The organism is Actinophytocola sp. (genome assembly GCF_009379765.1).
Lineage (GTDB): Bacteria > Actinomycetota > Actinomycetes > Mycobacteriales > Pseudonocardiaceae > Actinophytocola.
The window spans coordinates 35,173-61,004 of sequence record NZ_WHTD01000021.1 but is presented as its reverse complement, the minus strand read 5'-3'; the positions used below and the strand labels follow the sequence as shown (position 1 = coordinate 61,004).

Genomic DNA, 25,832 nt, shown 5'->3' with positions numbered 1-25,832 from the left:
GAGGATGGCGGTCGTGTCGAGCACCGTGATCGTGATCATCGTCGTCGTCGTGGTTCTGCTCGCGCTCGCGCTGGTCGTGGGCGTGACGCTGCGCCGCAGGCGGCGGATCAGCCTGACCGAGCGGAAGGCCGTCGACGAGCCGAAGGCCAAGGGTGGCTACCTGGCCGGCGGCGGCATCAGCCTCGCGCCGGGCGGCCAGAAACAGGCCGAGCGGCAGGTCGAGGCCGAGCCGGCTGAGGAGGCCGAAGCGCCGGCACCGGAGGTCCCGACCCAGTCCGAGGCTCCGGCCATGGAAACCCCGGTCGTCGAGGCGCCCGCGCCCGCGCCGGTCGCCGAAGCGCCGGCCGGGCCGGTCGAGGAGATCGAGCCGACCTCGGGCCGCCTGGAGCGGCTGCGTGGCCGGCTGTCGCGCTCCCGTTCCACCTTCGGCCAGGGCCTGCTCGGCCTGCTCGGCGCCGGTGACCTCGACGAGGACTCCTGGACCGAGGTCGAGGACAGCCTCCTGCTCGCCGACCTGGGCGTCGGCACCACCCAGGAGGTCGTCGACCGGCTGCGGGCCGAGCTCGTCTCTCGCGGCGTGCGCAACGCCGAGCAGGTCAGGGCGCTGCTCCGCGACGTGCTCGTCGACGCGCTGCACCCGGACATGGACCGCGCCGTCCGCGCGTTGCCGCACCACAGCGACGGCACGAAGCTGCCCGCGGTCGTCCTGGTCGCCGGCGTCAACGGCACCGGCAAGACCACCACCACCGGCAAGCTCGCCCGGGTACTCGTCGCCGAGGGGCGCACGGTCGTGCTCGGCGCCGCGGACACCTTCCGCGCCGCCGCCACCGAGCAGCTCGCCACCTGGGCCGAGCGGGTCGGCGCCGAGGTCGTGCGCGGCAAGGAGGGCGCCGACCCGGCCGCGGTCGCGTTCGACTCGGTCAAGCGCGGCATTGAGGCCGGGGTGGACGCCGTGCTCGTCGACACCGCGGGCCGGCTGCACACCAAGACCGGCCTCATGGACGAGCTCGGCAAGGTCAAGCGGGTGGTGGAGAAGCAGACCAAGGTCGACGAGGTGCTGCTCGTGCTCGACGCCACCACCGGCCAGAACGGGCTCACCCAGGCCCGCGTGTTCGCCGAGGTCGTGGACGTCACGGGGATCGTCCTCACCAAGCTCGACGGCACCGCGAAGGGCGGCATCGTCTTCCAGGTGCAGCGCGAGCTCGGGGTGCCGGTCAAGCTCGTCGGCCTCGGCGAGGGCGCCGACGACCTGGCGCCGTTCGAGCCGGGCGCGTTCGTCGACGCGTTGCTGGGGGTGTGAGGTGGAGTTCCAGGACGTGGTGCGCCGCCGCCGCATGGTCCGCAGGTTCCTCGCCGACCGGCCGGTCCCGCCGGAGATCCTCGACCGGATTCTGCACAACGCCACCCGCGGCCCGTCCGCCGGGTTCTCCCAGGGCCAGGCGTTCCTGGTGCTGGAGGGCGAGGACCTGGCCAGGTTCTGGGCGATGCGGCCCAAGGGCAACGGCGTGCGCACCGCGCCGCTGCTGATCGTGCCGCTGTCCTGCAAGCGGGTGTACCTCGACCGCTACGCCCAGCCGGACAAGGGCTGGACCGACCGCGACGAGGCCCGCTGGCCGGTCCCGTTCTGGCACATCGACACCGGGATGGCCACGCTGCTGATCCTGCAGTCCGCCGTCGACGCCGGCCTCGGCGCGCTGTACTTCGGGATCATGCCCGAGGACGTCGCACCGTTCCGTGAGCTGTACGGCGTGCCCGACGACCACGAGCCGATCGGCGCGGTGGCGATCGGCTACGCCGACGAGCCGGAGCAGTCCGGTTCGCCCCGAACCCGATCCCGGCGTTCGTCTGACGACGTCGTGCACCGCGGCCGGTGGTGACGAACGTCGCGTCCCGCGCCGGGGGGTGAACGGTCATAGGGTGTAGGCCATGTCCGACATCCAGGTTCTCGGCGGTGCCGTCGAGCGAAGCGACGAGATTCTCACCCCGGCGGCGCTGGCGTTCGTCGCCGACCTGCACGCGAGGTTCGCCGACCGGCGCGACGAGCTGCTCGCCGCCCGCGCGGGCCGGCGCGAGGAGGCGTCCCGGACAGGAAAGCTGGACTTCCTCGCCGAGACCCGCGAGGTGCGCGAGTCGGACTGGCGGGTGGCCACCGCGCCGGCCGACCTCGAGGACCGGCGGGTGGAGATCACCGGCCCGACCGAGCGCAAGATGGCGATCAACGCGCTCAACTCGGGCGCGAAGGTGTGGCTCGCCGACCTGGAGGACGCCAACACTCCACACTGGACCAACGTGGTGTCCGGCCAGGTCAACCTGTTCGACGCGGTCCGCGGCACGATCGCGTTCACCTCGCCGGAGGGCAAGAGCTACGCGCTCGAGCCCGACGGGACGCCCGCGGTGATCGTGATGCGCCCCCGCGGCTGGCACCTCGACGAGCGCCACCTGACCTTCGACGGCCGCCGCGCGGTCGGCGCGCTCGTGGACTTCGGGCTGTACTTCTTCCACAACGCCAAGGCCTTGCTGGAGCGTGCCAGCGGCCCGTACTTCTACCTGCCGAAGATGGAGAGTCACCTCGAGGCGCGGCTGTGGAACGACGTGTTCGTCCGCGCGCAGGATGCGCTCGGCGTGCCGTACGGCACCGTCCGGGCCACCGTGCTGATCGAGACGATCCCGGCGGCGTTCGAGATGGAGGAGATCCTCTACGAGCTGCGCGACCACGCGTCCGGGCTCAACGCGGGCCGCTGGGACTACCTGTTCAGCATCATCAAGTACTTCCGCGACGCCGGGCCGGACTTCGTGCTGCCGGACCGGGGCGACGTCACGATGACCGCGCCGTTCATGCGTGCCTACACCGAGCTGCTCGTGCGCACCTGCCACAAACGGGGCGCGTTCGCGATGGGCGGGATGGCCGCGTTCATCCCGAACCGGCGCGACCCGGAGGTCACCGAGAAGGCGCTCGGCAAGGTGCACGAGGACAAGCGCCGCGAGGCCGGCGACGGGTTCGACGGCTCGTGGGTCGCGCACCCGGACCTCGTGCCGATCTGCGCCGAGGAGTTCGACGCGGTGCTCGGCGAGCGGCCCAACCAGCTCGGCCGGCTCCGCGAGGACGTGTCGGTCACCGCCGCGCAGCTGCTCGACGTGAAGGCGACGCCGGGCGCGGCCACCGAGGCGGGCCTGCGCGCGGCCGTCGACGTCGGCGTGCGGTACCTGGCGTCGTGGCTGTCCGGCAACGGTGCCGCGGCGATCCACAACCTGATGGAGGACGCGGCGACCGCGGAGATCTCCCGGTCCCAGGTGTGGCAGTGGGTGCGCAACGCGGTCGTGCTGGACACCGGCGTCAAGGTCACCACGTCGCTCGTGCGGGACGTGCTGGCCGCGACCCGCGCGGCGCTGGCGGAGGCGGTGCCGGCCGAGTTCCTGGCGCCGGCCGTCGAGCTGTTCGAGCAGGTCGCGCTGGCCGACGAGTTCCCCGACTTCCTCACCTTGCCCGCGTACGAACGGATCTGAGGTGCGCACCTCGCTGGACGGCTCGATGGTCGCCGGGCTGGCCCGGCGGCTGTCCGAAGTAGACAGAGGTCGGGCGGCGCGGTACCCGGGCGACGCGGGTGGCCGGCAGCCGGTGCACACCTGTTACGTGCCGGCCGACCAGGTCACCGGCGACGTGGCGGGGGAGTGGGGCGCGGCGGCGCTCGCCGCGCTGGCGGAGCACGCGCCGCGGCCCACGGTGTTCACCGAGCTGTTCGGTCTGCCCGCCGAGCTCGCCGAGGTCGTGTACGACAAGGTGGTCGCGAAGCTGCGCCGCGAGCCGGTGGAGGACCTGCGGATCGACTTCGAGGACGGCTATGGCTCGCGACCCGACGCCGACGAGGACGCCGACGCCGTCCGGTGCGCGGAGCTGGTCGCCGGGTGGACCAGCCCGCCACCGTGGGTGGGCCTGCGGTTCAAGTCGTTCGACACGTCCGCACTGTTCATGCGTGGGGTGCGGACGCTGGACCTGTTCGTCACCGCGCTCGGTTCGGCTCCGGTGCTGACCCTCCCCAAGGTCACCGACGTGGCGCAGGTGAGCGCGCTGGTCGAGTTGCTGGAACTGCTGGAGGAGCGACTCGAGCTGGCCACCGGTGCGCTGCGGTTCGAGATCCAGATCGAGACCACCCAGTCCATCGTGGACGGAGAGGGGCGGCTCGCGATCCCGCGGTTCGTCGCGGCCGGGCGGGGCCGGGTGAGCGGGCTGCACTTCGGCACCTACGACTACACCGCGGCGTGCGGGCTGGCCGCGGCCGAGCAGCACCTGGCGCACGCGGCGTGCGACTTCGCCCGGCACGTGATGCAGGTGAGCGCGGCGGGCACCGGGGTGCGGCTGTCCGACGGCTCGACCAACGTCCTGCCGGTCGGCGACGCCGTCCACGAGGCGTGGCGAACGCACTTCGGCCTGGCGCTGCGCTCGCTCGCGCACGGCTTCTACCAGGGCTGGGACCTGCACCCGGCCCAGCTGGTGACCCGGTACGCGGCCAACTTCGGGTACTACCGGCGCAACGCCGAGGCCGACGCGCGGCGGCTGCGGGCGTACGTGGACAAGGCGAGCTCGGGGGTGCTGGACGAGCCGGCGACCGCGCAGGCGCTGGCGATGTCGATGCGCAGGGCGGTGGACTGCGGCGCGCTGGACGCCGCCGATGTGTCCCGGCTGTGCGGCCTGTCCGAAGTGGAGCTGGCGGCCCTGGCACGGCGGGCGTCACCATGACCCTCGATCTGGTGTTCCACGCTCCTCGACTCGTGCTGCCCGACGGCGAGACGTCCGGGTACGTGGGCGTCCGGGACGGGGTGATCGCCGAGGTCTCGCCGGCGCCGCTGGAGGCGCCGCGGGTCGTCGAGCTGGCCGGCGACGAGGTCCTGCTGCCGGGCCTCGTCGACACGCACGTGCACGTCAACGAACCCGGCCGCACCGAGTGGGAGGGCTTCGCGACCGCCACCCGCGCGGCCGCCGCGGGCGGCGTGACGACGGTGGTCGACATGCCGCTGAACAGCGTCCCGCCGACCACCGACCTGGCGGCGCTGGCACTGAAACGAGCCACCGCGCGCGACCGGATCCACGTCGACGTCGGCTTCTGGGGTGGCGCGGTGCCGGGAAACCTCGGCGACCTGGTGGCACTGCACGAGGCCGGCGTGTTCGGCTTCAAGTGCTTCCTGCCGCCCTCCGGCGTCGACGAGTTCGGCCACCTGAGCCCGGCGGAGCTGGCCGACGCGTTGCGGCTGCTGCACGGGATCGGCGCGCTGATGATCGTGCACGCCGAGGACCCGGCCGTCATCTCCGGCGCGCCACCGGCGGCCGGCCGCCGGTATGCGGACTTCCTCGCGTCCCGCCCGCGCGCCGCGGAGAACACGGCCGTCGAGACGGTGATCGACCTGGCCCGCCGCGCCGACGCCCGGGTGCACGTCCTGCATCTGTCCTCTTCGGACGCCGTGCCCGCGGTCGCCGCCGCGCGCCGGTCCGGGGTCCGGATCAGCGCCGAGACGTGCCCGCACTACCTGACGCTGCGAGCCGAGGACATCCCCGACGGCGCGACGCAGTTCAAGTGCTGCCCGCCCATCCGCGAGTCGGCGAACCAGGACCTGCTGTGGCAGGCCGTGTCCGACGGCACGATCGACTGCGTCGTCAGCGACCACTCGCCCGCCACGCCGGCACTGAAACGGCTGGACACGGGCGACTTCGGCGAGGCGTGGGGCGGGATCGCCGGCCTGCAGCTGGGTCTGCCCGCCGTGTGGACCGAGGCCGCGTCCCGTGGCGTGCCGTTGACATCGGTCGTGCGCTGGATGTCCTCGGCCCCCGCGGACCTTGTCGGCCTGCGCCGCAAGGGCCGCATCCAGGTCGGCAACGACGCGGACCTGTGCGTGTTCGCGCCCGAGGACACTTTCACCGTGCGTGCCGCCGAGCTGCACCACCGCAACCCGGTCTCGGCCTACGACGGCCGGTCGCTCACCGGCGTGGTCCACTCGACATGGTTGCGCGGCCACGAGATCACCGGCGAGCCACGCGGCCGCCTTCTGGTAAGGGGGTTGGCATGAGCGGAGCTTGCGGAGCGAATCATCGACATTCAGGGGGCGCCATGACCTGGGATACGTTGCCGGACCTGGCGTCGCGGCGGCTGGGCGGCGGCGTCCTGTGGGCCACCGACGAGCTGTTCGCCGAGCGGGAGAACCTGATCCGCCCGGCGGAGCCGGTGTTCCAGCCCGCCACGTTCGGCCACAAGGGCCAGGCCTATGACGGGTGGGAGACCCGCCGGCGGCGCGAGCCCGGGGTCGACCGGGCCGTGGTGCGCCTGGGCCTGCCCGGCGTGGTCCGCGGCGTGGTGGTGGACACGGCGTTCTTCACCGGCAACTACCCGCCGTTCTGCTCGGTGGAGGCCTGCGCGGTCGAGGGCTACCCGTCCCCGGCCGAGCTCGCCGCCCAGGACTGGACGCCGCTCGTCGCCCGGTCCCCGCTGGCCGGCGACACCAAGAACCCTTTCGTGGTAACGGATCCGTGCCGATACACCCACGTCCGCCTCACCATCGACCCGGACGGCGGCGTGGCCCGGCTGCGCGTCCACGGCGAGCCGGTGGCCGACCCCAGGTTCCTGGACCTGTCGGCCATGGACCTCGCGGCACTGGAGAACGGCGCGTCGATCTCGGGCTGCAGCAACATGTTCTACTCGTCCCCGGCGAACCTGATCTCCCCGGGCTTCGCCGCGGTGATGGGGGAGGGCTGGGAGACCGCGCGCCGCCGCGACGGCGGGAACGACTGGGTGTCGGTCCGCCTGGCGGCGCCCGGCGTGCCGCGCCTGGTGGAGCTGGACACGAGCCACTTCAAGGGAAACGCCCCCGGCTGGGCGTCGCTGACCGGCGTGTCGGCCGACGGCGCGTGGGTGCCGCTGCTGGGGCGGACCCGCCTGCAACCCGACACCCGGCACCGCCTCGTGCTGCCGGCCGCGCCCGAGGTGCGTGAGGTGCGGATGGACGTGTTCCCGGACGGCGGCATGGCACGGCTGCGCGTGCACGGCGCGCTGACCGCGGCGGGTCGCGACGCGCTCACGCTCCGCTGGCTCAACCTGCTCCCCGCGAGCCAGGCCCGAGCCGTACTCCAGGCCGCCGGAGTGTCCGAAGTGGACATCGAGGCGACCGTGCGCGACCGCCCGCTCGACTCCGTGCCGGCGGGCCTGCGCGGTAGCTGATCGGTGGGATGGGCCCGGCTGAACTAGTGTCCTGAGTCGGAAGTTCGGCGCCAGATCCGGTGATCCGCGTGGTGGCTGGCAAGGCCAGCAGAAACCTGGATCCGGCGATATAAGCAACAGACTTCCAGCGCGGATCGCTAGCGTTGCCGTGTGATCAGCCGCATTCGCCGGTCCTACCACCGGGTCAGCCGCATCGATGCCGAGCTCGTCCGGCGCAGCGGCACGATGCCGCCCAGTGCCTTCGACCGCGTGTGCCGCCACATCGGCCGGGCCGCCGACCACAGCAAGCTCTGGTTCGTCATCGCCGCCGTGCTGGCCGCGAGGAAGGGCGCCACCCGGCGCGCGGGGTTCCGCGGCGTCGCGGCCATCGCCGGGGCCAGCATGTCCGCGAGCCTCGTCGGCAAGCGGCTCTTCCCCCGCCGCCGGCCGGCCGCCGAACTGCTCCCGGCGCCGCGCCGGCTGACGAGACGGCCGCGCTCCTCGTCGTTCCCGTCGGGCCACGCGGCGTCGGCGTTCGCGTTCGCCTCCGCGGTCACCATGGAGCACCGCAAGGCCGGCGCCGTCATCCTCCCGGTGGCCGTGCTCGTCGGGTACTCCCGCGTGCACGTCGGCGTCCACTGGCCCAGCGACGTCGCCGCGGGCGCCGCCATCGGGGTCGGCGCCGCCTACGCCACCCGGCACTGGTGGCCGCACGGCGCCGGCCTGCCCGAGCAGCGCGAGCCGGCCGTCGACGCCGAGGAGCTCGGCGACGGCGACGGTCTCACGGTCGTGCTCAACCCGAGCTCCGGCACCGACGACGTCGACCCCTCCGACCAGATCCTGGCCATGTGGCCCAAGGCGGAGCTCATCCGCATCGAGCCGGGCACCGACCCGGTCGCCGCTCTCGAGGAGCGGATCGGCGACATCCGCGCGGTCGGCGCGGCCGGTGGCGACGGCACCGTCACCTGCGTCGCGGACGTCGCCGTCAGGCACGGGCTGCCGCTCGTCGTCGTCCCGGCCGGAACGCTCGACCACTTCGCCCGCGACCTCGGTGTCGAGGGCCTCCAGGACACCGCGGACGCCACCCAGGTCGGCTCGGCCGTCGAGGTCGACGTCGCGGAGGTGGTCGTCGAGGACCAGGACGGCGAGTCCGAGCGGGTCCGGTTCATCAACACCGCGAGCCTCGGCGGCTACCCGGAAATGGTGCGGTTACGGGAGAAGCTCGAGGCCAACCGCCCGAAGTGGCTCGCTGCCGCGCTCGCGACGACCCGCGTCCTCGGCCGGGCCCAACCGGTCCCGATCCTGCTCGACGGTTCCCACCGGCTCGTGTGGATGCTGTTCGTCGGCAACGGCTCCTACGAGCCGAAGGGCTTCGGCGCCGCCCGCCGCCCCACGATGGCCTCCGGCCGCCTCGACGTCCGCTACCTGCGGGCCGACATCCCCTACTCCCGCGCCCGCTTCGTCCTCGCCGCACTCACCGGCACCCTGCGGACCAGCCACGTCTACAAGCACTTCGACGCCACCGAGACCGAGATCCGGGTCCTGGACGGCCGACGTCGCATCGCCACCGACGGCGAGGTCGGCCCACCCGGCCGCCGGTTCACCTTCCGCTCCCGCCCCGGCGCCCTCACCGTCTACCGGGTCGTCCCGCCCGCCTAGCCGGCGCCTAGCCGCCAAGTGCCGCCCGCAACCGTCGGTACCGATCGTCCGGGTGCTGGCGGGGGCAGCTCACGCACTTCTGCTCCCCGGGCGCCTGGTAGATGAGACAGCACGACGCCCGCCGCACCGCGTGGCGGCCGCCCACCGACACGTACCGCGGCACCGGTAGCGCGCCACCCACGGACGCGGCCAGCGACACCGCCACCGGCGGCGTGCCGCCGGCCCACAGCACCTGGTTCGCCAACGAGTCGGTGGCGATCGCCCACAGCGCGGGCTCGGGCGCGCCGCTCGCGGCGGCCACCGCGGCCACCGCCGACGACAGCGCCGCGGCCAGCCCTTTCCCCAGCATGGAGGCTGGAACGACGCCCGACGACCGCGCGTCGAGCACCCGCCCGTCCGGATGCAGGAACAGCGTCATCGACGCCAGCGCGGGATCGGCCACCGACCCCCCGCGCACGGCCGGCGAGACGCGCGACGAGACGAGCGAGGAGACCGGCGGGCCGAGCAGCACCGAGCTGGCCGAGTACCACCACAACACCCCGACGGAGGCGTCCCGGGACATCCGGTAGCGGCGCGCGGCGGCGGCCAGCTGGTCGGCCAGCCACGACGGGTCGGTGACCGACGCGGCGGGCACGGGGATCAGTTCGGCGATGACCCGAGGGTAGCGATGTCCGGTGGGGAAACGTGCTCGTAACACGAACGCTCGCACAGTTCACCGGGGCGAAACGTGCGGCGCGATCCTGCGAAACAGCGTTTCCCGATGCTCCTCCGCAAGGTTGCAGGCAAGAGGAGGAGTAAGCATGGAAGGGAATACGGCCTGGTTGCTCACCAGTGCCGCCCTGGTGCTGTTGATGACGCCGGGGCTGGCGTTCTTCTACGGCGGCATGGTGCGCACCAAGAGTGTCCTCAACATGCTGATGATGTGTTTCGGTGCGATCGGGCTCATCGGCGTGCTGTGGGTGATCTACGGGTTCTCCATGGCGTTCGGCCCGGACAAGGGCAGCATCGTCGGTGACCCGTTCGAATACATCGGCCTCAGCGGCCTGATGGGCGGCGAGGCGCTGTCCGGCACCGCGTTCGTCGCGTTCCAGGGCATGTTCGCGGTTATCACCGTCGCGCTGATCGCCGGCGCGATCGCGGACCGGGTCCGGTTCGGCGCTTGGCTGCTGTTCGCCGGCCTGTGGGCCACGATCGTGTACTTCCCGGTAGCGCACTGGGTGTGGGCCGAAGGCGGCTGGATCTACGACCTCGGTGTCGAGGACTTCGCCGGTGGAACCGCGGTGCACATCAACGCCGGTGCCGCGGCGCTCGGCCTCGCGCTCGTGCTCGGCAAGCGGGCCGGCTGGCCGAAGGAGCCGATGAAGCCGCACAACCTGCCGCTGGTGATGCTGGGCGCCGGCCTGCTGTGGTTCGGCTGGTTCGGCTTCAACGCCGGCTCGGCGCTGGCCGCCGACAACATCGCCGGCACGGCGTTCATCAACACATTCACCGCGACCTGTGCCGGCATGCTCGGCTGGCTGCTGCTGGAGCGCGTCCGCGACGGCAAGCCGACGAGCCTGGGCGCCGCGTCCGGCGTCGTGGCCGGCCTGGTCGCGATCACCCCGGCGTGTGCCTTCGTCGACACCTGGGGCGCGCTGGCCATCGGTGTCATCGCCGGTGTGGTCTGCGCCCTGGCGGTCAGCATCAAGTACCGCCTCGGCCTCGACGACTCGCTCGACGTGGTCGCCGTGCACCTGATCGGCGGCCTGATCGGCACGCTGATGATCGGCTTCGTCGGCACCTCCGGCGTCAACGACGGCGGCGCGGACGGCCTGTTCTACGGCGGCGGGCTCACCCAGCTCGGCAAGCAGGCGGTCGGTGCCTTCTCGGTGATGATCTACTCATTGGTGGTCGCCACCATCCTCGGCCTGATCGTCAAGGCCGTCTTCCGCGGCGGCCGGATCAGCGCGGAGGCCGAGGCCGTCGGCATCGACGAGGCCGAGCACGCGGAGGCCGCCTACGAGTTCTCCGGGCTGCGCAGCGGTTCCTCGTCGATCACCAACGCGGCCAACGCCTTGGCCGGCAAGGTCCCGGCAAGCGCAAAAGGAAGGCTGACGCCATGAAGTTGGTCACGGCGATCATCAAGCCGTTCACGCTCGACGACGTGAAGGCGGCGCTGGAGCAGGTCGGTGTGCTCGGCATGACGGTCAGCGAGGTCCAGGGCTACGGCCGGCAGAAGGGCCACACCGAGGTCTACCGCGGCGCGGAGTACTCGGTCGACTTCGTGCCGAAGGTGCGGATCGAGGTCCTGGTCGACGACACCCTCGGGGACAAGGTGGTGGAGGCCGTGGTCGAGGCCGCGCGGACCGGCAAGATCGGTGACGGCAAGGTCTGGGTAACACCGGTGGACACCGTGGTCAGGGTGCGCACCGGGGAGCGCGGCTCCGACGCGCTCTGATGGGAGCTCAGGGGGACGGGGCGGCCGGCAACGACAGTCGGCCAGCCGAAAGGCCGGTGCCGGCCGCCCCTACCGCCGCGGACCTCGTGCTCGCCCGCGATCGCCTGCTCGGCGATCGCGGTGGCGTGCACCAGGCCGGGCGGCTCGCGCCCGAGGCGTTGCGTGAGGCGCTCACCGACCTCCACGAGTTCTGGCTGACCGTGCACGCCGCGCAGGCCGGCGTCCGCTCGGACAGCGAGGGCATCGCGCTGGTCGCCGTCGGCGGGCTCGGCCGGCGCGAGCTGGTCCCGTACTCCGACCTCGACCTCGTGCTGGTGCACGCGGGCCACAAGGGGATCGGCAGGGACGTCGACACCGCGGCCGAGCAGCTCTGGTACCCGCTGTGGAACTCCGGCGTCGGGCTCGACCACTCGGTCCGCACGGTCGACGAGGCGCTCGACGTCGCCGGCCGCGACCTGCGCACCGCGCTCGGCCTGCTCGACGCCCGGCACGTCGCGGGCGACCAGGCACTCACCAAGCAGCTCGCCGGCGGGGCGCGCGACGCGTGGCGGACCGGTGTGCGCAAGCGCTTCGACGAGATGGTGAGCTCCGCGCGGCGACGCTGGCAGCGCAGCGGCGAGGTCGCGCACTGGGTGGAGCCCGACCTCAAGCACGGCCGTGGCGGCCTGCGGGACCTCGCGATGCTCGATGCGCTCGCGCTGGCCCAGCTGGTCGACCGGCCTTCCGGCGAGGTCTCCCAGGCCCGCAAGCTCCTGCTCGACTCGCGCACCGAGCTCCGTCGCATCGCCGGCCGCCCGCGGGACGTCCTGATGCCCCAGGACGGCGACGAGATCGCCGCCGTGCTGGGCATCGGCGACAGGTTCGCGCTGGCCAGGGCGTTGTCCGGGGCCGGGCGTGCGGTGGCCTACGCGCTGGACGTGGCGCTGCGGACCGGGCAGCCGGGCCCGCGCAAGGTGCTCGGCGTGCTGCGCCGCACCCCCACGCGCCGGCCGCTGGCCGAGGGCGTGGTGCTGCACGGCGACGAGGTGACGCTCGCGCGCGACGTCGACCCGAGCAAGGACCCCGGGCTGTTGCTGCGGGTGGCCGCCGCGGCCGCGCGGACCGGCCGGGCGATCGCGCCGGGCGCGCTCATCCGGCTCGGCGAGTCCGCACCGGAGCCGCGCGCTCCGTGGCCCGCCGAGGTCCGCCAGGAGCTCGTATCGCTGCTCGGCGCCGGTGAGGGCCTCATCGACGTGGTCGAGGCGCTCGACCGGACCGGCCTGTGGGCGCGGCTCTTCCCGGAGTGGGGCGCGGTGCGCGACCTGCCGCCGCGCGACGCCGCGCATGTGTGGACCGTCGACCGGCACCTGGTGCAGGCGACCGCCTACGCGGCGCGCCTGGTGACCACCGTGTCCCGGCCGGACCTGCTGCTGATCGGCACCGTGCTGCACGACATCGGCAAGGGGAGGGGGACCGACCACTCGATCGTCGGCGCCGCGCTCGCCACCCAGGTCGGCGAGCGGCTGGGGCTGCCGGACAAGGACGTGGCGACGCTGTCCGCGATGGTGCGCCACCATCTGCTGCTGCCGCACACCGCGACCCGCCGCAACATCTCCGACGAGGCCACCGTGCGCCGGGTGGTCGACACGCTCGACGGCGACCCGGTGCTGCTGGAGCTGCTGCACGGGCTCGCCGAGGCCGACTCGCTCGCGACCGGACCCGGCGTGTGGTCGGACTGGAAGGCCGCGCTCGTCGCCGACCTCGTCGCGCGCTGCCGGCAGGCGATGGCCGGCGAGCGGCCGGAGGGCCCCAAACCGCTCGACGACGCCCAGCGCGCGCTCGCCGAGTCCGTTGCGGCGTCGGGAAAGCCGGACGTCATCGTCGACACCGGACCGGTCGCGACGATCACCCTGGTCGCGCCCGACCACCCGGGCCTGCTGTCCCAGGCCGCCGGCGTGCTCGCGCTGCACTCGCTGAAGGTCCACGCCGCCGAGCTGCGCGCACACGTCGGCGTCGCGGTCGACACGTTCCATGTGTCCCCGCGGTTCGGGTCGCTGCCGGACGAGGCGTTGCTGCGCGAGCAGTTCACCCGCGTGCTGTCGGGGTCGCTGCCGCTCGCGGAGAAGCTGGCGGCGAAGGAACGCGACTACGCGGACGTGCCGGACGACCCGCCGCTGGCGCGGGTGCTGTGGTTCGACGACGAGGCCGACGGCGGCGCGGAGTCGGCCGACGTGGTGCTGGAGCTGCGTGCGGCCGACCGGCTGGGCCTGCTGCACGACGTGGCCGCCGCACTGGAGAGGTGCGGCGCGGACGTGCTGTGGGCGCGGGCCATGCAGGTCGGCGGGACCGCGATAGCGTCGTTCAGCCTCGCCTCGACCTCACCCACGCACGGCAGCCCCGACTGGCGGCGGGAGATCGAGAAGGCCGTGCTCGGCGCCTGTTGAGTAGTTTCCCCCAGCGCGAACCGGGGGTGATCACGCTCCCGGCACCGTCTCATGGCCGCGATGCTTGGTCCCGCACACCAGGGAGGTGTGTGCGGGCGCGGGGTGAGATCGTCGAGGGGTCGAGCTCATCCCGCCGTCCGGCACCCGTTCCGGCACCCGTCCGGCACTGCGCCCGAGCGGGAACGACTACTCTCGATGTCGTGTTTGACACTCTCTCCGATCGGCTCACCTCGGTCCTGCAGAACCTGCGCGGCCGGGGCCGGCTGTCCGACGCCGACATCGACGCCACCGCGCGCGAGATCAGGATCGCGCTGCTGGAGGCGGATGTCGCGCTGCCCGTGGTGCGCACGTTCATCGCGAACGTCAAGGAGCGCGCCAAGGGTGCGGAGGTCTCCGGTGCGCTGAACCCGGCGCAGCAGGTCGTCAAGATCGTCAACGAGGAGCTCGTCGCGATCCTCGGCGGCGAGACGAGGAGACTCACCCTCGCGAAGACGCCGCCGACCGTGATCATGCTCGCGGGTCTGCAGGGTTCCGGTAAGACGACCCTGGCCGGCAAGCTCGCCAGGCACCTGGGCGGGCAGGGCCACACCCCGCTGCTGGTGGCGTGTGACCTCCAGCGGCCGAACGCGGTGACCCAGCTGCAGGTGGTCGGCGAGCGGGCCGGCGTGCCCACGTTCGCGCCCGAGCCGGGCAACGGCGTCGGCGACCCGGTGGACGTGGCCCGCCGCTCGATCGACGAGGCCAAGCGCGCGCAGCACGACGTCGTCATCGTCGACACCGCGGGCCGGCTGGGTGTCGACGAGGTGATGATGCGCCAGGCCGCGGACATTCGCGAGGCCGTCCAGCCCGACGAGGTCCTGTTCGTCGTCGACGCGATGATCGGCCAGGACGCGGTCACGACCGCCGAGGCCTTCCGCGACGGCGTCGGCTTCACCGGGGTGGTGCTGACCAAGCTCGACGGCGACGCCCGCGGTGGTGCCGCGCTGTCGGTCCGCGAGGTCACCGGCCAGCCGATCATGTTCGCGTCCAACGGCGAGAAGCTCGAGGACTTCGACACCTTCCACCCGGACCGGATGGCGTCGCGCATCCTCGGTATGGGCGACGTGCTCACCCTCATCGAGCAGGCCGAGCAGGTCTTCGACCAGGACCAGGCAGAGGCCGCCGCGGCCAAGATCGGCACCGGCGAGCTGACGCTGGAGGACTTCCTCGAGCAGATGCTGGCGGTCCGCAAGATGGGCCCGATCGCCAACCTGCTCGGCATGCTCCCAGGCGCCGGCCAGATGAAGGACCAGCTCGCCCAGGTCGACGACAAGCACCTGGACCGCCTGCAGGCGATCATCCGCGGCATGACCCCCGCCGAACGCCACGACCCCAAGATCATCAACGCCTCGCGCCGCCAGCGCATCGCCCGCGGGTCGGGCGTCGCGATCCGCGAGGTCAACGAGCTGGTCAACCGGTTCTATGAGGCCCGCAAGATGATGCAGCAGATGGCCGGCCGCTTCGGCCTGCCGGGCTCGAACCGGGTCAGCAAGACGCGCAAGGGCAAGAAGGGCAAGAAGGGCAAGGGCCGCGGCCCCACGCCGCCCAAGGTGCGCGGCGGCCTCCCCGGCATGATGCCGGGCGGCATGCCCGACCTGTCGAAGATGCCCCCGGGCCTGAACGAGCTGCCCCCGGGCCTGTCCGGCCTGGGCCAGTTCCCCCCAGGCTTCGACCCGAAGAAGTTCAAGCTCCCGAAGGACAAGGGCAAGGAGAACTAGTGTCCCCCGCCGGGTGCCCCATGCCCTGAACGCGTCGCTCAGGACGCTCAGTGCCCCGAGCGCGTCGTTCAGGGCGTCGCGACCGCCGGGCATGATCGTCCGGGTCCGGTGAGGCACAATCGGGCCTCATGACGGCGTTGCACATGCGCGGTGTCGTGCTTCCCGAAGGCGAGGAGCGCGACCTCTGGATCGTGAACGGGCGGATCAGGACCCGGCCCGTCCCCGGTGCCGAGACCATTGTGGACGGTGGCTTCCTCCTCCCCGGCCTCGTCGACGCGCACTGCCACGTCGGCCTCGCCGCCGAGGACCTCGACGGCGCCGCCGAGCAAGCCGTCACCGACCGCGACGCCGGCACCCTCCTCCTCCGCGACTGCGGCGCCCCGCTCGACACCAGCCCGCTCCAGGAACGCCTCGAGCTCCCGCGCATCGTCCGAGCCGGCAAGCACATCGCCCGCCCCAAGCGCTACATCCGCGACCTCGCCGAGGAGATCGACCCGACCGACCTCCCCACGGCCGTCGCCGCGCAGGCCGCCGCGGGCGACGGCTGGGTCAAGCTCGTCGGCGACTACATCGACCGCGACCTCGGCGAGCTCGCCCCGCTCTGGCCGGACGACGTCCTGAAGGAAGCCATCGACGTCGCCCACGAGGCCGGCGCCCGGGTCACCGCGCACGTCTTCGGCGCGGCCGCGCTGCCCGGCCTGATCGGGGCCGGCATCGACTGCATCGAGCACGGCACCGGCCTCACCGACGACACGATCGCCGCGATGGTCGAGCACGGCACCGCACTCGTCCCCACGCTGATCAACATCGAGACGTTCCCCGGCATCGCGGCCGGCGCCAGCAGGTACCCGCGCTACGCCGGGCAGGTGCTCGAGCTCTACGCCCGCGTCCGGCGGACCGCCGGCGCCGCGATCGAGGCCGGCATCCCCGTGTACGCCGGCACCGACGCGGGCGGCGGTATCGCGCACGGCCGCATCGTCGACGAGGTGATCGCCCTGCACGAGACGGGCATGACCACCGAGCAGGCCCTCGGCGCCGCCTCCTGGGACGCCCGCGGCTGGCTCGGCTGGTCCGGCATCCAGGAGTCCTCGGCGGCCGACGTCATCGCCTACGACACCGACCCCCGGGCCGACCTGAACGCGCTCCGCGCACCGAGGCGGATGGTCCTGCGCGGCCGCGTGATCCGGTAGGTCGGCCCCGCTTGTCCGGTTGGTCAGGGGCGAACGGACTACTCTCAGGTGGATGACGACCGAACGGGAAGCGACCGAGACCTCCGGGTCACAGCTCGCCGGCCCCCCGGTCCGCACGCACCGGTGGGGGTTCGGCGCCTTCCTCTTCGTCTTCGCCGTGTTCGTTCTCTCGGCCGTCGTCATCGGCGCGATCGTCGGCACGGTGGCGCCCGAGTCGACCAACTCGGCCACCGTCGCGCTGGTCGGCACGATCGTCCCCACCGTCCTGGCCACGGTCGTCGCGCTGCTGGTCACCAAGCTGCGCGGCAACGGCCCGGCCGTCGACCTGCGCTGGTCGTTCACCCGCGAGGACGTCCGGGCCGGGTTCAAGTTCGGCGCGCTCGGCCTGGTCTGCACCACGGTCGCGGCGGTCGTCTGGACCAACGTCGTCGGTGAGGAGAACGCCTCCTCCGCCGTCAGCCAGCTGGTGGAGAACGAGCGGATGCCGATCTCCGCCGCGATCGCCATGTTCCTGTTCGTCTGGCTGGTCGGGCCGATCTGCGAGGAGGTCATCTACCGCGGCCTGCTCTGGGGCGCACTGGAGCGCCTGGCGTGGGGCCGGTGGGCGGTGTTCGGCCTGACCACGGTCATCTTCGCGGTCAGTCACCTCGAGCCGCTGCGGACCTCGCTGCTGCTCGTCATCGGCATCCCGATCGGCCTCGCGCGGCTGTTCACCGGCCGGCTCGGCGCCAGCATCGTGACCCACCAGGTCAACAACTTCCTGCCCGCGCTCGCCGTGCTGCTGGTCGCGCTCGGGGTCATGCCAGCCTGAGGAAACAGGTCTGGCAGAATGTGCGGCTGTCTGCCGTGACCGGACCCTCTCACCGTGTCTCGGCGCCAACGAACTTGGGGCATCAGTGAACCGCAACCCCACGCGGCTCGCCGACGCCCGGAACCACATCGACAGGAGCACCACAACAAGTGGCAGTCAAGATCAAGCTGCAGCGTCTCGGCAAGATCCGGGCGCCGTACTACCGCGTCGTCGTCTCGGATGCCCGCACCCGCCGCAGCGGCAAGGCCATCGAGACCATCGGCCAGTACCGCCCCAAGGAGGAGCCGAGCTTCATCCAGGTCGACTCCGACCGCGCGCAGTATTGGCTGGGTGTCGGCGCCAAGCCGACCGAGTCGGTCCAGCGGATCCTGGAGATCACCGGCGACTGGCAGAAGTTCAAGGGGCTGCCCGGCACCGAGGGCACGCTGAAGCACGCCGAGCCCAAGCCGAGCAAGCAGGAGCTGTTCGACGCCGCTCTCAAGGCGGCGGGCGAGGAGCCCACCACCGAGGCCACCACCCCCAAGAAGCGGGGTGGCGCCAAGAAGTCCGAGGCCAAGAAGGACTCCGCTCCTGACGCCCCCAAGGACGCCGCCGCGGATGAGGGTGCCAAGGACGCGTCGTGAGCTTCCTCGCCGACGGTCTCGAACACCTGGTGCGTGGCATCGTCGACAACCCGGACGATGTGCGCGTCGAACTGGTGACCACGCGCCGTGGCCGCACGCTCGAGCTGCACGTCAACCCGGAGGACCTCGGCAAGGTCATCGGTCGCGGTGGCCGTACCGCCACCGCACTGCGCACCGTCATGGCCGGCATCGGTGGTCGCGGCATCCGAGTGGACGTCGTCGACACAGACCAGTGAGCGAGCCATCGATCACCGGCGAGCTTCTCCTGGTCGGCAGGATCGCCAAGGCCCACGGCATCGCCGGTGAGCTGGCCGTCGACGTGCACACCGACGCTCCGGACGAACGGTTCGCGCCCGGGGCCGTGCTCAACGCGCGGCTCCGGGACCGCACCGTCCGCACGCTGACGGTGTCCACCGTCCGGGCGCACGCCACTCGGCTGCTGGTCCGCTTCGACGAGGTGCCGGATCGAACCGTCGCCGAGACCCTGCGCGGCGCCCAGCTCCTCGTGTCCGCGGCGGACATGCCGCCCAGCGAGGATCCCGACGCGTTCTACGACCACGAGCTCGAAGGCCTGGTCGCGGTGCTGACCGACGGCACCGAGGTCGGCACGGTCCGCGAGATCGCCCGGAGCCCCGGCGGCGAGCTGCTGGTGCTCGTCCTTCCCGACGGCACCGAGGCGCTGGTCCCGTTCGTCCGCGAGATCGTGCCCGAGGTCGACGTCAAGGGCGGCCGCGTGGTCCTCGACCCGCCCGAAGGGCTTCTTTAGTGTCCCCCGCCGGAAGTTCGTCACTTGATTCGCCGGCCCGGCTTCCTGCTGGCGGCGTTGCCGGTCCGCCCGAGTACAACCCGGTACGAGGACGAACCGGCGCCTTGCCAGCAGAAACCTGGACTCGGCGACTCAGGCAACAGACTTCCGGCGGGGGACCCTAGATGCGAATCGACGTCGTCACGATCTTCCCGGAGTACCTCGACCCGCTGCGTGCGGCGCTGCTGGGCCGGGCGGTCGAGCGCGGCCTGCTCGGCGTCGACGTGCACGACCTGCGGCGCTGGACCCACGACGTGCACAAGGCGGTTGACGACAGCCCGTACGGCGGCGGTCCCGGCATGGTGATGAAGCCGCAGGTCTGGGGCGAGGCCATCGACGAGCTGTGCGCGTCCGGCAGCCCCCGCCTGGTCGTGCCGACGCCGGCCGGCCGGCCGTTCACCCAGGCCCTCGCCCGCGAGTACGCGGGGGAGGAGTGGCTGATGTTCGCTTGCGGCCGCTACGAGGGCATCGACCAGCGGGTGCTCGACGACGCGGCCCGCCGGATGCCGGTCGACGAGGTCTCCATCGGCGACTACGTGCTGGTCGGCGGCGAGGTCGCGGTCATGGTGATGGTCGAGGCGGTCGTGCGGCTGCTGCCCGGGGTGCTCGGCAACCCGGCGTCGGCCGAGCAGGACTCGTTCTCCGACGGCCTGCTCGAGGGGCCCAGCTACACCCGGCCGGACGTCTGGCGCGATCTCGCGGTGCCCGACGTGCTGCGCTCCGGCAACCACGGCGCCATCGACCGGTGGCGCCGCGACCAGGCGCTGGAGCGGACGTTCCACCGCCGCCCCGACCTGCTCGACGCGCTGGCGGACAGTGCCTTGGACAAGCACGACCGCGCCCAGTTGGAGCGGTTGCGCGGCGGAGGGTGATCCCCGATTTCGGGTTGCGCACGACCGTCTGACATACTTGACCAGTTGTTGCGACCGGGTGGCGCCTCGGCGCACTCGACGTTGACTCCCCAGGTTGACCAAGGACTGTGGCCGATTGCCGCGCCCGCCTGGGACGCACGAACGACACGAGGACGGATACACCGATGAACACCCTGGATGCCCTGGACGCCAAGTCGCTGCGCTCCGACATCCCGGACTTCCGCCCGGGCGACACGCTGAAGGTCCACGTCCGCGTCATCGAGGGCTCCCGCGAGCGGGTTCAGGTCTTCAAGGGCGTCGTCATCCGCCGTCAGGGCGGTGGCATCCGGGAGACTTTCACGGTCCGCAAGATCTCCTTCGGCGTCGGCGTCGAGCGCACCTTCCCGGTGCACTCGCCGAACATCGCCCAGATCGAGGTCGACCGCCGTGGTGACGTCCGGCGCGCGAAGCTGTACTACCTCCGTGAGCTGCGCGGAAAGGCCGCGAAGATCAAGGAGAAGCGCGAGACCGCGCCGACTTCCTGACCGGCGACCTCACACCGTCCTGCGCTACCTCCCGTAGCCTGGCCTTGTGGTCACCCCTGTGCACGCACAGTCGCCGGAGGATGATCCGGAGCGCACCGAGCTGATCCCCAAGGTCGACGACTTCACAGAGCCGTCGACCTGGCACGAGATGCCGCCTCCGGCGCATCCCGTGAGCGACCGCGAACGCGAGCGCCACCGGGCCGCCCGTTCCGGTGAGGAGCGGGGCGGCGTCGACCGGACCGGGGACGATCCGGATGGTGACGACGCCGACGCCGGGGCCAAGACCAAGCGGGGCAAACACCGCCGGCCGGCCAAGAAACAGCCGCTGTGGCGTGAGCTGCTCACCCTGTTCGCGGTCGCGCTGCTGCTCACGTTCCTCATCCAGCACTTCCTGGGTCGGGTGTACTCGATCCCGTCCGGGTCGATGGAGCTCACCCTGCACGGCTGCGCCGGGTGCACGAATGACCGCGTGCTGGTGGACAAGCTCGTCTACAACTTCTCCGACCCCGAGCCCGGCGACGTGGTCGTGTTCGAGGGTCCGGACGCGTGGACCGAGAACGACGTCCAGGAACCGCCCTCGGGCAACTTCCTCGTCAACGCGCTCCAGACGGTCGGCGCCCTGGTGGGGCTCGCCCCGCCGGACGAGCGCGACTTCGTCAAGCGGGTCGTCGCGGTCGGCGGACAGACCGTCCAGTGCTGTGACGACAAGTTCCGCGTGCTCGTCGACGGCAGGCCCCTCGACGAGCCCTACATCTACTGGCAGAACGGCAAACCGGACGCCCAGCAGCGCTTCGACCCGGTGCTCGTGCCCGAGGGCACGCTGTGGGTGATGGGGGACAACCGCAGCGACTCGTGCGACTCCCGCTGTCAGGGTGGCGGCGGCATCCGCGGTGTCGTCCCCCTGGACAAGGTCATCGGCAAGGCGCGGTACATCGTGCTGCCGCCGTCGCGGTGGCAGGGCGTCGGCGACCACAACCCGCAGGGCGGCATTCCGATGGCGCTCGGCGCACCCTCGTGGCAGCAGGGCCTGCCCGCCGGCGTCGGCCTCGTGGCCGCCTGGCCGGTGCTGTGGCTGAGCCGCCGGATCAGGTGGGTGATCCGCCCGCCACGCGGGACGCGGGGCGACGATCCACCGATCGTGCACGGGTAGTGTGCACGCGTGGTCGACGTCGCACATTCCGGAAGCAGCAAAGACAACGAGGACGAAGGGGACCGGCCTACCGAGCAGAAGGACGGCGACGCGGACGCCACGGCGGGGTCCGCCACCGAGCCCGCGGACTCCGGGCCCGCGGACTCCGGCGCCGAGTCGGGCGCCGACACCGAGTCCGGGTCCTCCCGGAAGTCCCGCAAGAAGGCCAAGAAGCCGCGGTCGTTCTGGAAGGAACTGCCGATCCTCATCGGGGTCGCGCTGCTCCTCGCGCTGCTCATCCAGACCTTCCTCGCCCGGGTGTTCGTGATCCCGTCCGAGTCGATGGAGCAGACGCTGCACGGCTGCTCCGGCTGCTACGGCGACCGCGTGCTGGTCGACAAGCTCGTCTACACCTTCGGCGACCCGGAGCCGGGCGAGGTCGTGGTGTTCGAGCGGCCGGGCACCTGGAACCAGTCGGAGTTCCAGTCCAACCGGTCCAGCAACGGGTTCGTGTCGTGGCTGCAGGGTGTCGGCGCCGCGTTCGGCCTCGCTTCGCCCGACGAGGACGACGTGGTGAAGCGGATCATCGCGGTCGGCGGCCAGCGCGTCGAGTGCTGCGACGACGACCATGTGCTGGTCGACGGCAAGCCACTCGACGAGCCCTACGTCTACTGGACGCCCACCATGCCGCCGACCCAGGCCCCGTTCGCGCCTATCACCGTGCCGGACGGGATGATGTTCGTGATGGGGGACAACCGGAACAACTCGAGCGACTCGCGATACCAGGGTGGGGGCGGCGTCAACGGCCTCGTGCCGGTGGACAATGTCATCGGCAAGGTGCGCGTCATCGTGCTGCCACCGTCGCGGTGGCAGGGCGTCGGCGACCACGACCCGCAGACCGCCGCGGCGGTGGCGGCGGCGGTCCGGTACGGCACGCCGCTCGGTGTGGGGCTCGTGGCCGCGTGGCCGGCGTTGTGGCTGGGCAGGCGGGTGCGTACCGCGCTGAGGTCCACCGGTGCTGCGAGATCCGCGGGAGACAAACCGTGACGTCGGCCCAACTCGACTGGCTGGAGTCCCGGCCGCCGCGGGCGGTGGTGCGGCGTGACTCGGGCAAATGGGGCCTGCAGTCCGCGCTCGACAGGCGCGGCCTCGGCCCGGTGGCCGGCGTCGACGAGGCCGGTCGCGGTGCCTGTGCCGGGCCGTTGGTCGTCGCGTCGTGCGTGCTGAAGCCGGGTGACGCCGCCCGGTTCGAGGGTCTCACCGACTCCAAGCTGCTCACCGCCGCCGCCCGGGACCGGATGTTCGACCTGGTCGTCCGCCGGGCCGTCGACTACGCGGTGGTCGTCGTGCCGGTCGAGGAGGTCGACCTCAGGGGCGTGCACGTGGCCAACATCGAGGGCATGCGACGTGCGGTCGCCCGGTTGACGACGCATCCTGGGTACGTGCTGGTGGACGGTTTCCGCGTGCCGGGCCTCACGGCGCCGAGCATGCCGGTGATCAAGGGCGACCAGGCGGTGGCCTGCGTGGCGGCGGCGTCCGTGCTCGCCAAGGTCACCCGGGACCGGATCATGACCGGGCTGCACGAGGACCTGCCGATGTACGGGTTCGACGAGCACAAGGGCTACTGCACCGGCGTGCACAGTGCCGCGCTGGCCGACCACGGGCCGAGTGACGTGCACCGGTGGTCGTTCGTGAACGTGGCCGCGGCGGGGCTGGCGCACGGGCTGCGCGCACCACATCCGGTGGCCTTGAGTGTGGCCGCGGCCGCCGTGGTTCAGAATGGGGGATCCACCCCCGTCGATCCCGAGGAACGCGTTACCGCATGAGCGAGCTTGCGAGCGAGTCAATGACACAGGGCGACCGCGAGCGGCTCGACCGAGCCTGCGAGGGGGAGTCATGAGTGCGGAGGATCTCGAGAAGTACGAGACCGAGATGGAGCTCCAGCTCTATCGCGAGTATCGCGACATCGTCAGCCAGTTCTCCTACGTGGTGGAGACCGAGCGCCGGTTCTACCTGGCCAACGGGGTCGACGTGCAGGTGCGCGACTCCGACGGCGAGGTGTACTTCGAGGTGCGGATGTCCGACGCCTGGGTCTGGGACATGTACCGGCCGGCGCGGTTCGTCAAGAACGTCAGGGTGATCACGTTCAAGGACGTCAACGTCGAGGAGCTCGACAAGCCGGAGCTCCGGCTGCCCGAAGAGGGCCCGTTCGGCGCCTGATACCACGCCCATCCGACAGTCCCTGCCGACAGCGCACCCCTCGCCCCCGGTTGTCCACAACTCGCCCACCTGTCCACAGTTGGCGCCCTCCCGGTGGCACCCCCCGCCCCCACCCGGGAACGTCGAAGCCATGACGGCTGACCCGACCCCACACCCGACGGCCCCGCACCTACGCACGGGCGATCGCGGCGAGACGCTGGCGGCGCGCTACCTGGAGAGCCAAGGCCTGGTGGTCCTGGCACGCAACTGGCGCTGCCCGGAAGGCGAGCTGGACCTCATCGCCACGGACCGCCGAACCTTGATCGTCTGCGAGGTCAAGACCCGCACCAGCACCAACTACGGCCACCCCACGGAAGCGGTGACCGACGAGAAGGCCAACCGAATCCGCCGCCTGTCGAGACGCTGGCGAACGACGCACCACATCGGCTGGTGCCGAGAACGCTTCGACATCATCTCGATCGTCTGGCCCCGCGGCGAGGTACCGCGCATCCAGCACCTGAAGGGTGCGTTCTGATGCCGCTGGCCCGTGCGTGGTCGGTCGCCCTGTTCGGCGTCGACGGTGTGGCCGTCGAGATCGAGGCCGACATCGGCGGCGGCCGGCCACGCACCCAGATCGTCGGCCTCCCCGACGCCTCCCTCAACGAGGCCAAGGAACGCGTCCGCGCCGCCATCCGCAACAGCCACGAGGAATGGCCCGGCGAGCTCGTGACCCTCGCGCTGTCCCCGGCTGCCCTGCCCAAGGGCGGCTCCGGCTACGACCTGGCGCTGGCATGCGCCGTGCTGGCCGCGGCCAACCGCGTACCGCCGGACGTCCTGGCGGGCTTGGCACTCCTCGGCGAGCTTGCTCTCGACGGCCGCATCCGCCCGGTTCGCGGCGTGCTTCCGGGCCTTCTCGCGGCCCGCCGCGCCGGCCTGCGCCGCGCGGTGGTCCCGGTCCAGGCATTGCCCGAGGCGGCGTTGGTCACCGGCGTGGAGGTGCGCGCGGCGGACACCCTCCTCGACGTCCTGTCGTGGCTCCGGGGCGGGTCCGACCTGCGCCGGCATCCCGGATCCCGCCAAGCCTCCACCGCCGCCGAGATCCCCGACCTGATCGACGTCATAGGTCAGCCGGAAGCCCGTTGGGCGCTCGAGGTGGCGGCGGCGGGCGGACATCACCTGCTGCTCACCGGCCCACCGGGTACGGGCAAGACGATGCTGGCCAGGCGCCTCCCCGGCCTCCTGCCCCCGCTGACCGACGAACAGGCGCTGGAGGTCACCGCGATCCACTCGATCGCCGGTTCGTTGGCGCAGGACTCCCCATTGATCACCACCGCCCCGTTCGTGGCGCCGCACCACTCCACGTCGGTGCCCGGCCTCATCGGTGGTGGCGCGGGGATGGCCAAGCCGGGCGCGATAAGCCACGCCCACCACGGCGTGCTGTTCATGGATGAAGTCTCCGAGTTTTCGGTCAGCCGCTTGGAAGCACTGCGAACCGCGCTCGAGGAGGGAGAGATCAGGCTCGCCAGAAGGGACGGGGTGGCCCGCTACCCGGCCAACTTCCAACTCGTCATGGCCACCAACCCGTGTCCGTGCGCGCCCGCGCGCGAGTTCGACTGCACGTGCTCCCCGTATGAGAAGCGCCGATACATGAACCGCCTGTCCGGTCCGCTCCTCGACCGCGTCGACCTGAGAGTCCGCACGCGCCCGATCACCGCGATGTCGCGCGCCGACATCGTCACCCCGGAGTCCACCGCGGAGGTCCGCGCCAGGGTCGACAAGGCCCGGCAGCGAGCGGCGGAACGGTGGCACGAGTACGGCTGGCACACCAACGCCCAGGCCCCGGGCCCGATCCTCCGCCGCGAGTTCGCGTTACCCCGCAAGGCAACCGCCCTGCTCGACCACGGCCTCGACACCGGTGCCGTCACCGCGCGGGGCGCCGACCGGTGCCTCCGAGTCGCCTGGACCCTGAGCGACCTCGCAGAGGCGGACCACCCAGAAGCCGACCACCTTGCCGCCGCCCTCGAGTTCCGCGACCGGAGAGCCGCATGACCACCACCGACCCCACCCCGACCACGACCGCCGAGCACCTCCGCACCACCTGTTGCGCCGTACGCACCCCACCCGAGTCGCCCATGGGGGAGACGTCGGTCGAAGCGACCGCCGCGGCACACTCCGAGGAGCCGCGAGCGCCCAGCCCCGGTGCCCGGTCCGCCGCCGGTGTC

At 72.1% G+C, this 25,832-nt stretch carries 25 protein-coding genes; 24 read left to right on the top strand and 1 reads right to left on the bottom strand.

From position 1 onward, the window contains the following. Positions 1–13 precede the first annotated feature (13 nt). The 7 genes from ftsY to GEV28_RS09185 all read left to right on the top strand — a co-directional run bounded on the left by ftsY (position 14) and on the right by GEV28_RS09185 (position 8,840). Entirely contained in the window at positions 14–1,300 is a 1,287-nt protein-coding gene (ftsY, locus tag GEV28_RS09215) for a signal recognition particle-docking protein FtsY (protein WP_291410656.1), read from the top strand. A 1-nt stretch (position 1,301) separates the two neighbouring features. Next, the gene (locus GEV28_RS09210; protein ID WP_291410654.1) at positions 1,302–1,877 is read left to right on the top strand and encodes a nitroreductase family protein; all 576 of its coding nucleotides are present in this window, start codon (positions 1,302–1,304) and stop codon (positions 1,875–1,877) included. 49 nt (positions 1,878–1,926) lie between these two features. Then, a complete protein-coding gene (aceB, locus tag GEV28_RS09205; RefSeq protein WP_291410652.1) occupies positions 1,927–3,504 on the top strand; it encodes a malate synthase A in 1,578 nt (525 codons plus the stop codon). A gap of 1 nt (position 3,505) precedes the next feature. Continuing rightward, positions 3,506–4,735, top strand: coding sequence for an aldolase (locus GEV28_RS09200; protein ID WP_367115060.1), 1,230 nt, complete (start codon positions 3,506–3,508; stop codon positions 4,733–4,735). Next, positions 4,732–6,057 carry an allantoinase AllB gene (gene allB / locus GEV28_RS09195; RefSeq protein ID WP_291410650.1) on the top strand — a complete coding sequence of 442 codons (1,326 nt, stop codon included), beginning with the start codon at positions 4,732–4,734 and terminating at the stop codon, positions 6,055–6,057. Before GEV28_RS09200 ends, allB begins: the two co-directional genes overlap by 4 nt. 41 nt (positions 6,058–6,098) lie before the next feature. Continuing rightward, positions 6,099–7,202, top strand: coding sequence for an allantoicase (gene alc / locus GEV28_RS09190; RefSeq protein WP_291410647.1), 1,104 nt, complete (start codon positions 6,099–6,101; stop codon positions 7,200–7,202). Positions 7,203–7,352: 150 nt separating this feature from the next. Continuing rightward, positions 7,353–8,840: a bifunctional phosphatase PAP2/diacylglycerol kinase family protein gene (locus GEV28_RS09185; protein WP_291410645.1), complete on the top strand. Its 1,488-nt coding sequence runs from the start codon at positions 7,353–7,355 to the stop codon at positions 8,838–8,840. Between the two features lie 7 nt (positions 8,841–8,847). Here GEV28_RS09185 and GEV28_RS09180 read toward each other — a convergent pair whose 3' ends face one another. After that, the gene (locus GEV28_RS09180; protein ID WP_291410643.1) at positions 8,848–9,537 is read right to left on the bottom strand and encodes a (2Fe-2S)-binding protein; all 690 of its coding nucleotides are present in this window, start codon (positions 9,535–9,537) and stop codon (positions 8,848–8,850) included. Positions 9,538–9,640: 103 nt separating this feature from the next. Between GEV28_RS09180 and GEV28_RS09175 the strand changes: the two genes are divergently transcribed. The 17 genes from GEV28_RS09175 (at position 9,641) to GEV28_RS09095 (ending at position 25,659) form a co-directional block, all read left to right on the top strand. After that, complete coding sequence (locus GEV28_RS09175; protein ID WP_291410641.1) at positions 9,641–10,942, top strand: ammonium transporter; 1,302 nt, start codon at positions 9,641–9,643, stop codon at positions 10,940–10,942. Next, the gene (locus tag GEV28_RS09170; RefSeq protein WP_291410639.1) at positions 10,939–11,277 is read left to right on the top strand and encodes a P-II family nitrogen regulator; all 339 of its coding nucleotides are present in this window, start codon (positions 10,939–10,941) and stop codon (positions 11,275–11,277) included. The genes GEV28_RS09175 and GEV28_RS09170 overlap by 4 nt, the downstream gene beginning before the upstream one ends. Positions 11,278–11,363: 86 nt before the next feature. Continuing rightward, positions 11,364–13,700: a [protein-PII] uridylyltransferase gene (locus GEV28_RS09165; RefSeq protein ID WP_291410685.1), complete on the top strand. Its 2,337-nt coding sequence runs from the start codon at positions 11,364–11,366 to the stop codon at positions 13,698–13,700. A 200-nt stretch (positions 13,701–13,900) separates the two neighbouring features. Then, on the top strand, positions 13,901–15,457 hold the full coding sequence (gene ffh / locus GEV28_RS09160; protein ID WP_291410637.1) for a signal recognition particle protein: 1,557 nt from the start codon (positions 13,901–13,903) through the stop codon (positions 15,455–15,457). 128 nt (positions 15,458–15,585) lie between these two features. After that, positions 15,586–16,647, top strand: a complete 1,062-nt coding sequence (locus GEV28_RS09155) for an amidohydrolase family protein (RefSeq protein WP_291410635.1) — start codon at positions 15,586–15,588, stop codon at positions 16,645–16,647. A gap of 52 nt (positions 16,648–16,699) precedes the next feature. Beyond that, on the top strand, positions 16,700–17,458 hold the full coding sequence (locus GEV28_RS09150; protein WP_291410633.1) for a type II CAAX endopeptidase family protein: 759 nt from the start codon (positions 16,700–16,702) through the stop codon (positions 17,456–17,458). Between the two features lie 149 nt (positions 17,459–17,607). Further along, positions 17,608–18,081 carry a 30S ribosomal protein S16 gene (gene rpsP, locus GEV28_RS09145; RefSeq protein WP_291410631.1) on the top strand — a complete coding sequence of 158 codons (474 nt, stop codon included), beginning with the start codon at positions 17,608–17,610 and terminating at the stop codon, positions 18,079–18,081. Beyond that, the gene (locus tag GEV28_RS09140; protein ID WP_291410629.1) at positions 18,078–18,317 is read left to right on the top strand and encodes an RNA-binding protein; all 240 of its coding nucleotides are present in this window, start codon (positions 18,078–18,080) and stop codon (positions 18,315–18,317) included. Before rpsP ends, GEV28_RS09140 begins: the two co-directional genes overlap by 4 nt. Continuing rightward, complete coding sequence (gene rimM, locus GEV28_RS09135; RefSeq protein ID WP_291410627.1) at positions 18,314–18,847, top strand: ribosome maturation factor RimM; 534 nt, start codon at positions 18,314–18,316, stop codon at positions 18,845–18,847. Before GEV28_RS09140 ends, rimM begins: the two co-directional genes overlap by 4 nt. 164 nt (positions 18,848–19,011) lie before the next feature. Beyond that, positions 19,012–19,758: a tRNA (guanosine(37)-N1)-methyltransferase TrmD gene (gene trmD / locus GEV28_RS09130; RefSeq protein WP_291410625.1), complete on the top strand. Its 747-nt coding sequence runs from the start codon at positions 19,012–19,014 to the stop codon at positions 19,756–19,758. A 164-nt stretch (positions 19,759–19,922) separates the two neighbouring features. After that, positions 19,923–20,282: a 50S ribosomal protein L19 gene (gene rplS, locus GEV28_RS09125; protein ID WP_291410623.1), complete on the top strand. Its 360-nt coding sequence runs from the start codon at positions 19,923–19,925 to the stop codon at positions 20,280–20,282. Positions 20,283–20,328: 46 nt separating this feature from the next. Continuing rightward, positions 20,329–21,432, top strand: coding sequence for a signal peptidase I (gene lepB / locus GEV28_RS09120; RefSeq protein ID WP_291410622.1), 1,104 nt, complete (start codon positions 20,329–20,331; stop codon positions 21,430–21,432). Positions 21,433–21,441: 9 nt separating this feature from the next. Beyond that, positions 21,442–22,458: a signal peptidase I gene (gene lepB, locus GEV28_RS09115; protein WP_291410620.1), complete on the top strand. Its 1,017-nt coding sequence runs from the start codon at positions 21,442–21,444 to the stop codon at positions 22,456–22,458. Beyond that, positions 22,455–23,237 carry a ribonuclease HII gene (locus tag GEV28_RS09110; RefSeq protein ID WP_291410617.1) on the top strand — a complete coding sequence of 261 codons (783 nt, stop codon included), beginning with the start codon at positions 22,455–22,457 and terminating at the stop codon, positions 23,235–23,237. The genes lepB (GEV28_RS09115) and GEV28_RS09110 overlap by 4 nt, the downstream gene beginning before the upstream one ends. Positions 23,238–23,307: 70 nt before the next feature. Then, the gene (locus tag GEV28_RS09105; RefSeq protein WP_291410615.1) at positions 23,308–23,631 is read left to right on the top strand and encodes a DUF2469 domain-containing protein; all 324 of its coding nucleotides are present in this window, start codon (positions 23,308–23,310) and stop codon (positions 23,629–23,631) included. Between the two features lie 130 nt (positions 23,632–23,761). Beyond that, a complete protein-coding gene (locus GEV28_RS09100; protein WP_291410614.1) occupies positions 23,762–24,145 on the top strand; it encodes a YraN family protein in 384 nt (127 codons plus the stop codon). Continuing rightward, positions 24,145–25,659 (top strand): YifB family Mg chelatase-like AAA ATPase, encoded by a 1,515-nt coding sequence (locus GEV28_RS09095; protein WP_291410612.1) that lies wholly within the window; start codon positions 24,145–24,147, stop codon positions 25,657–25,659. Before GEV28_RS09100 ends, GEV28_RS09095 begins: the two co-directional genes overlap by 1 nt. Positions 25,660–25,832: the final 173 nt, after the last annotated feature.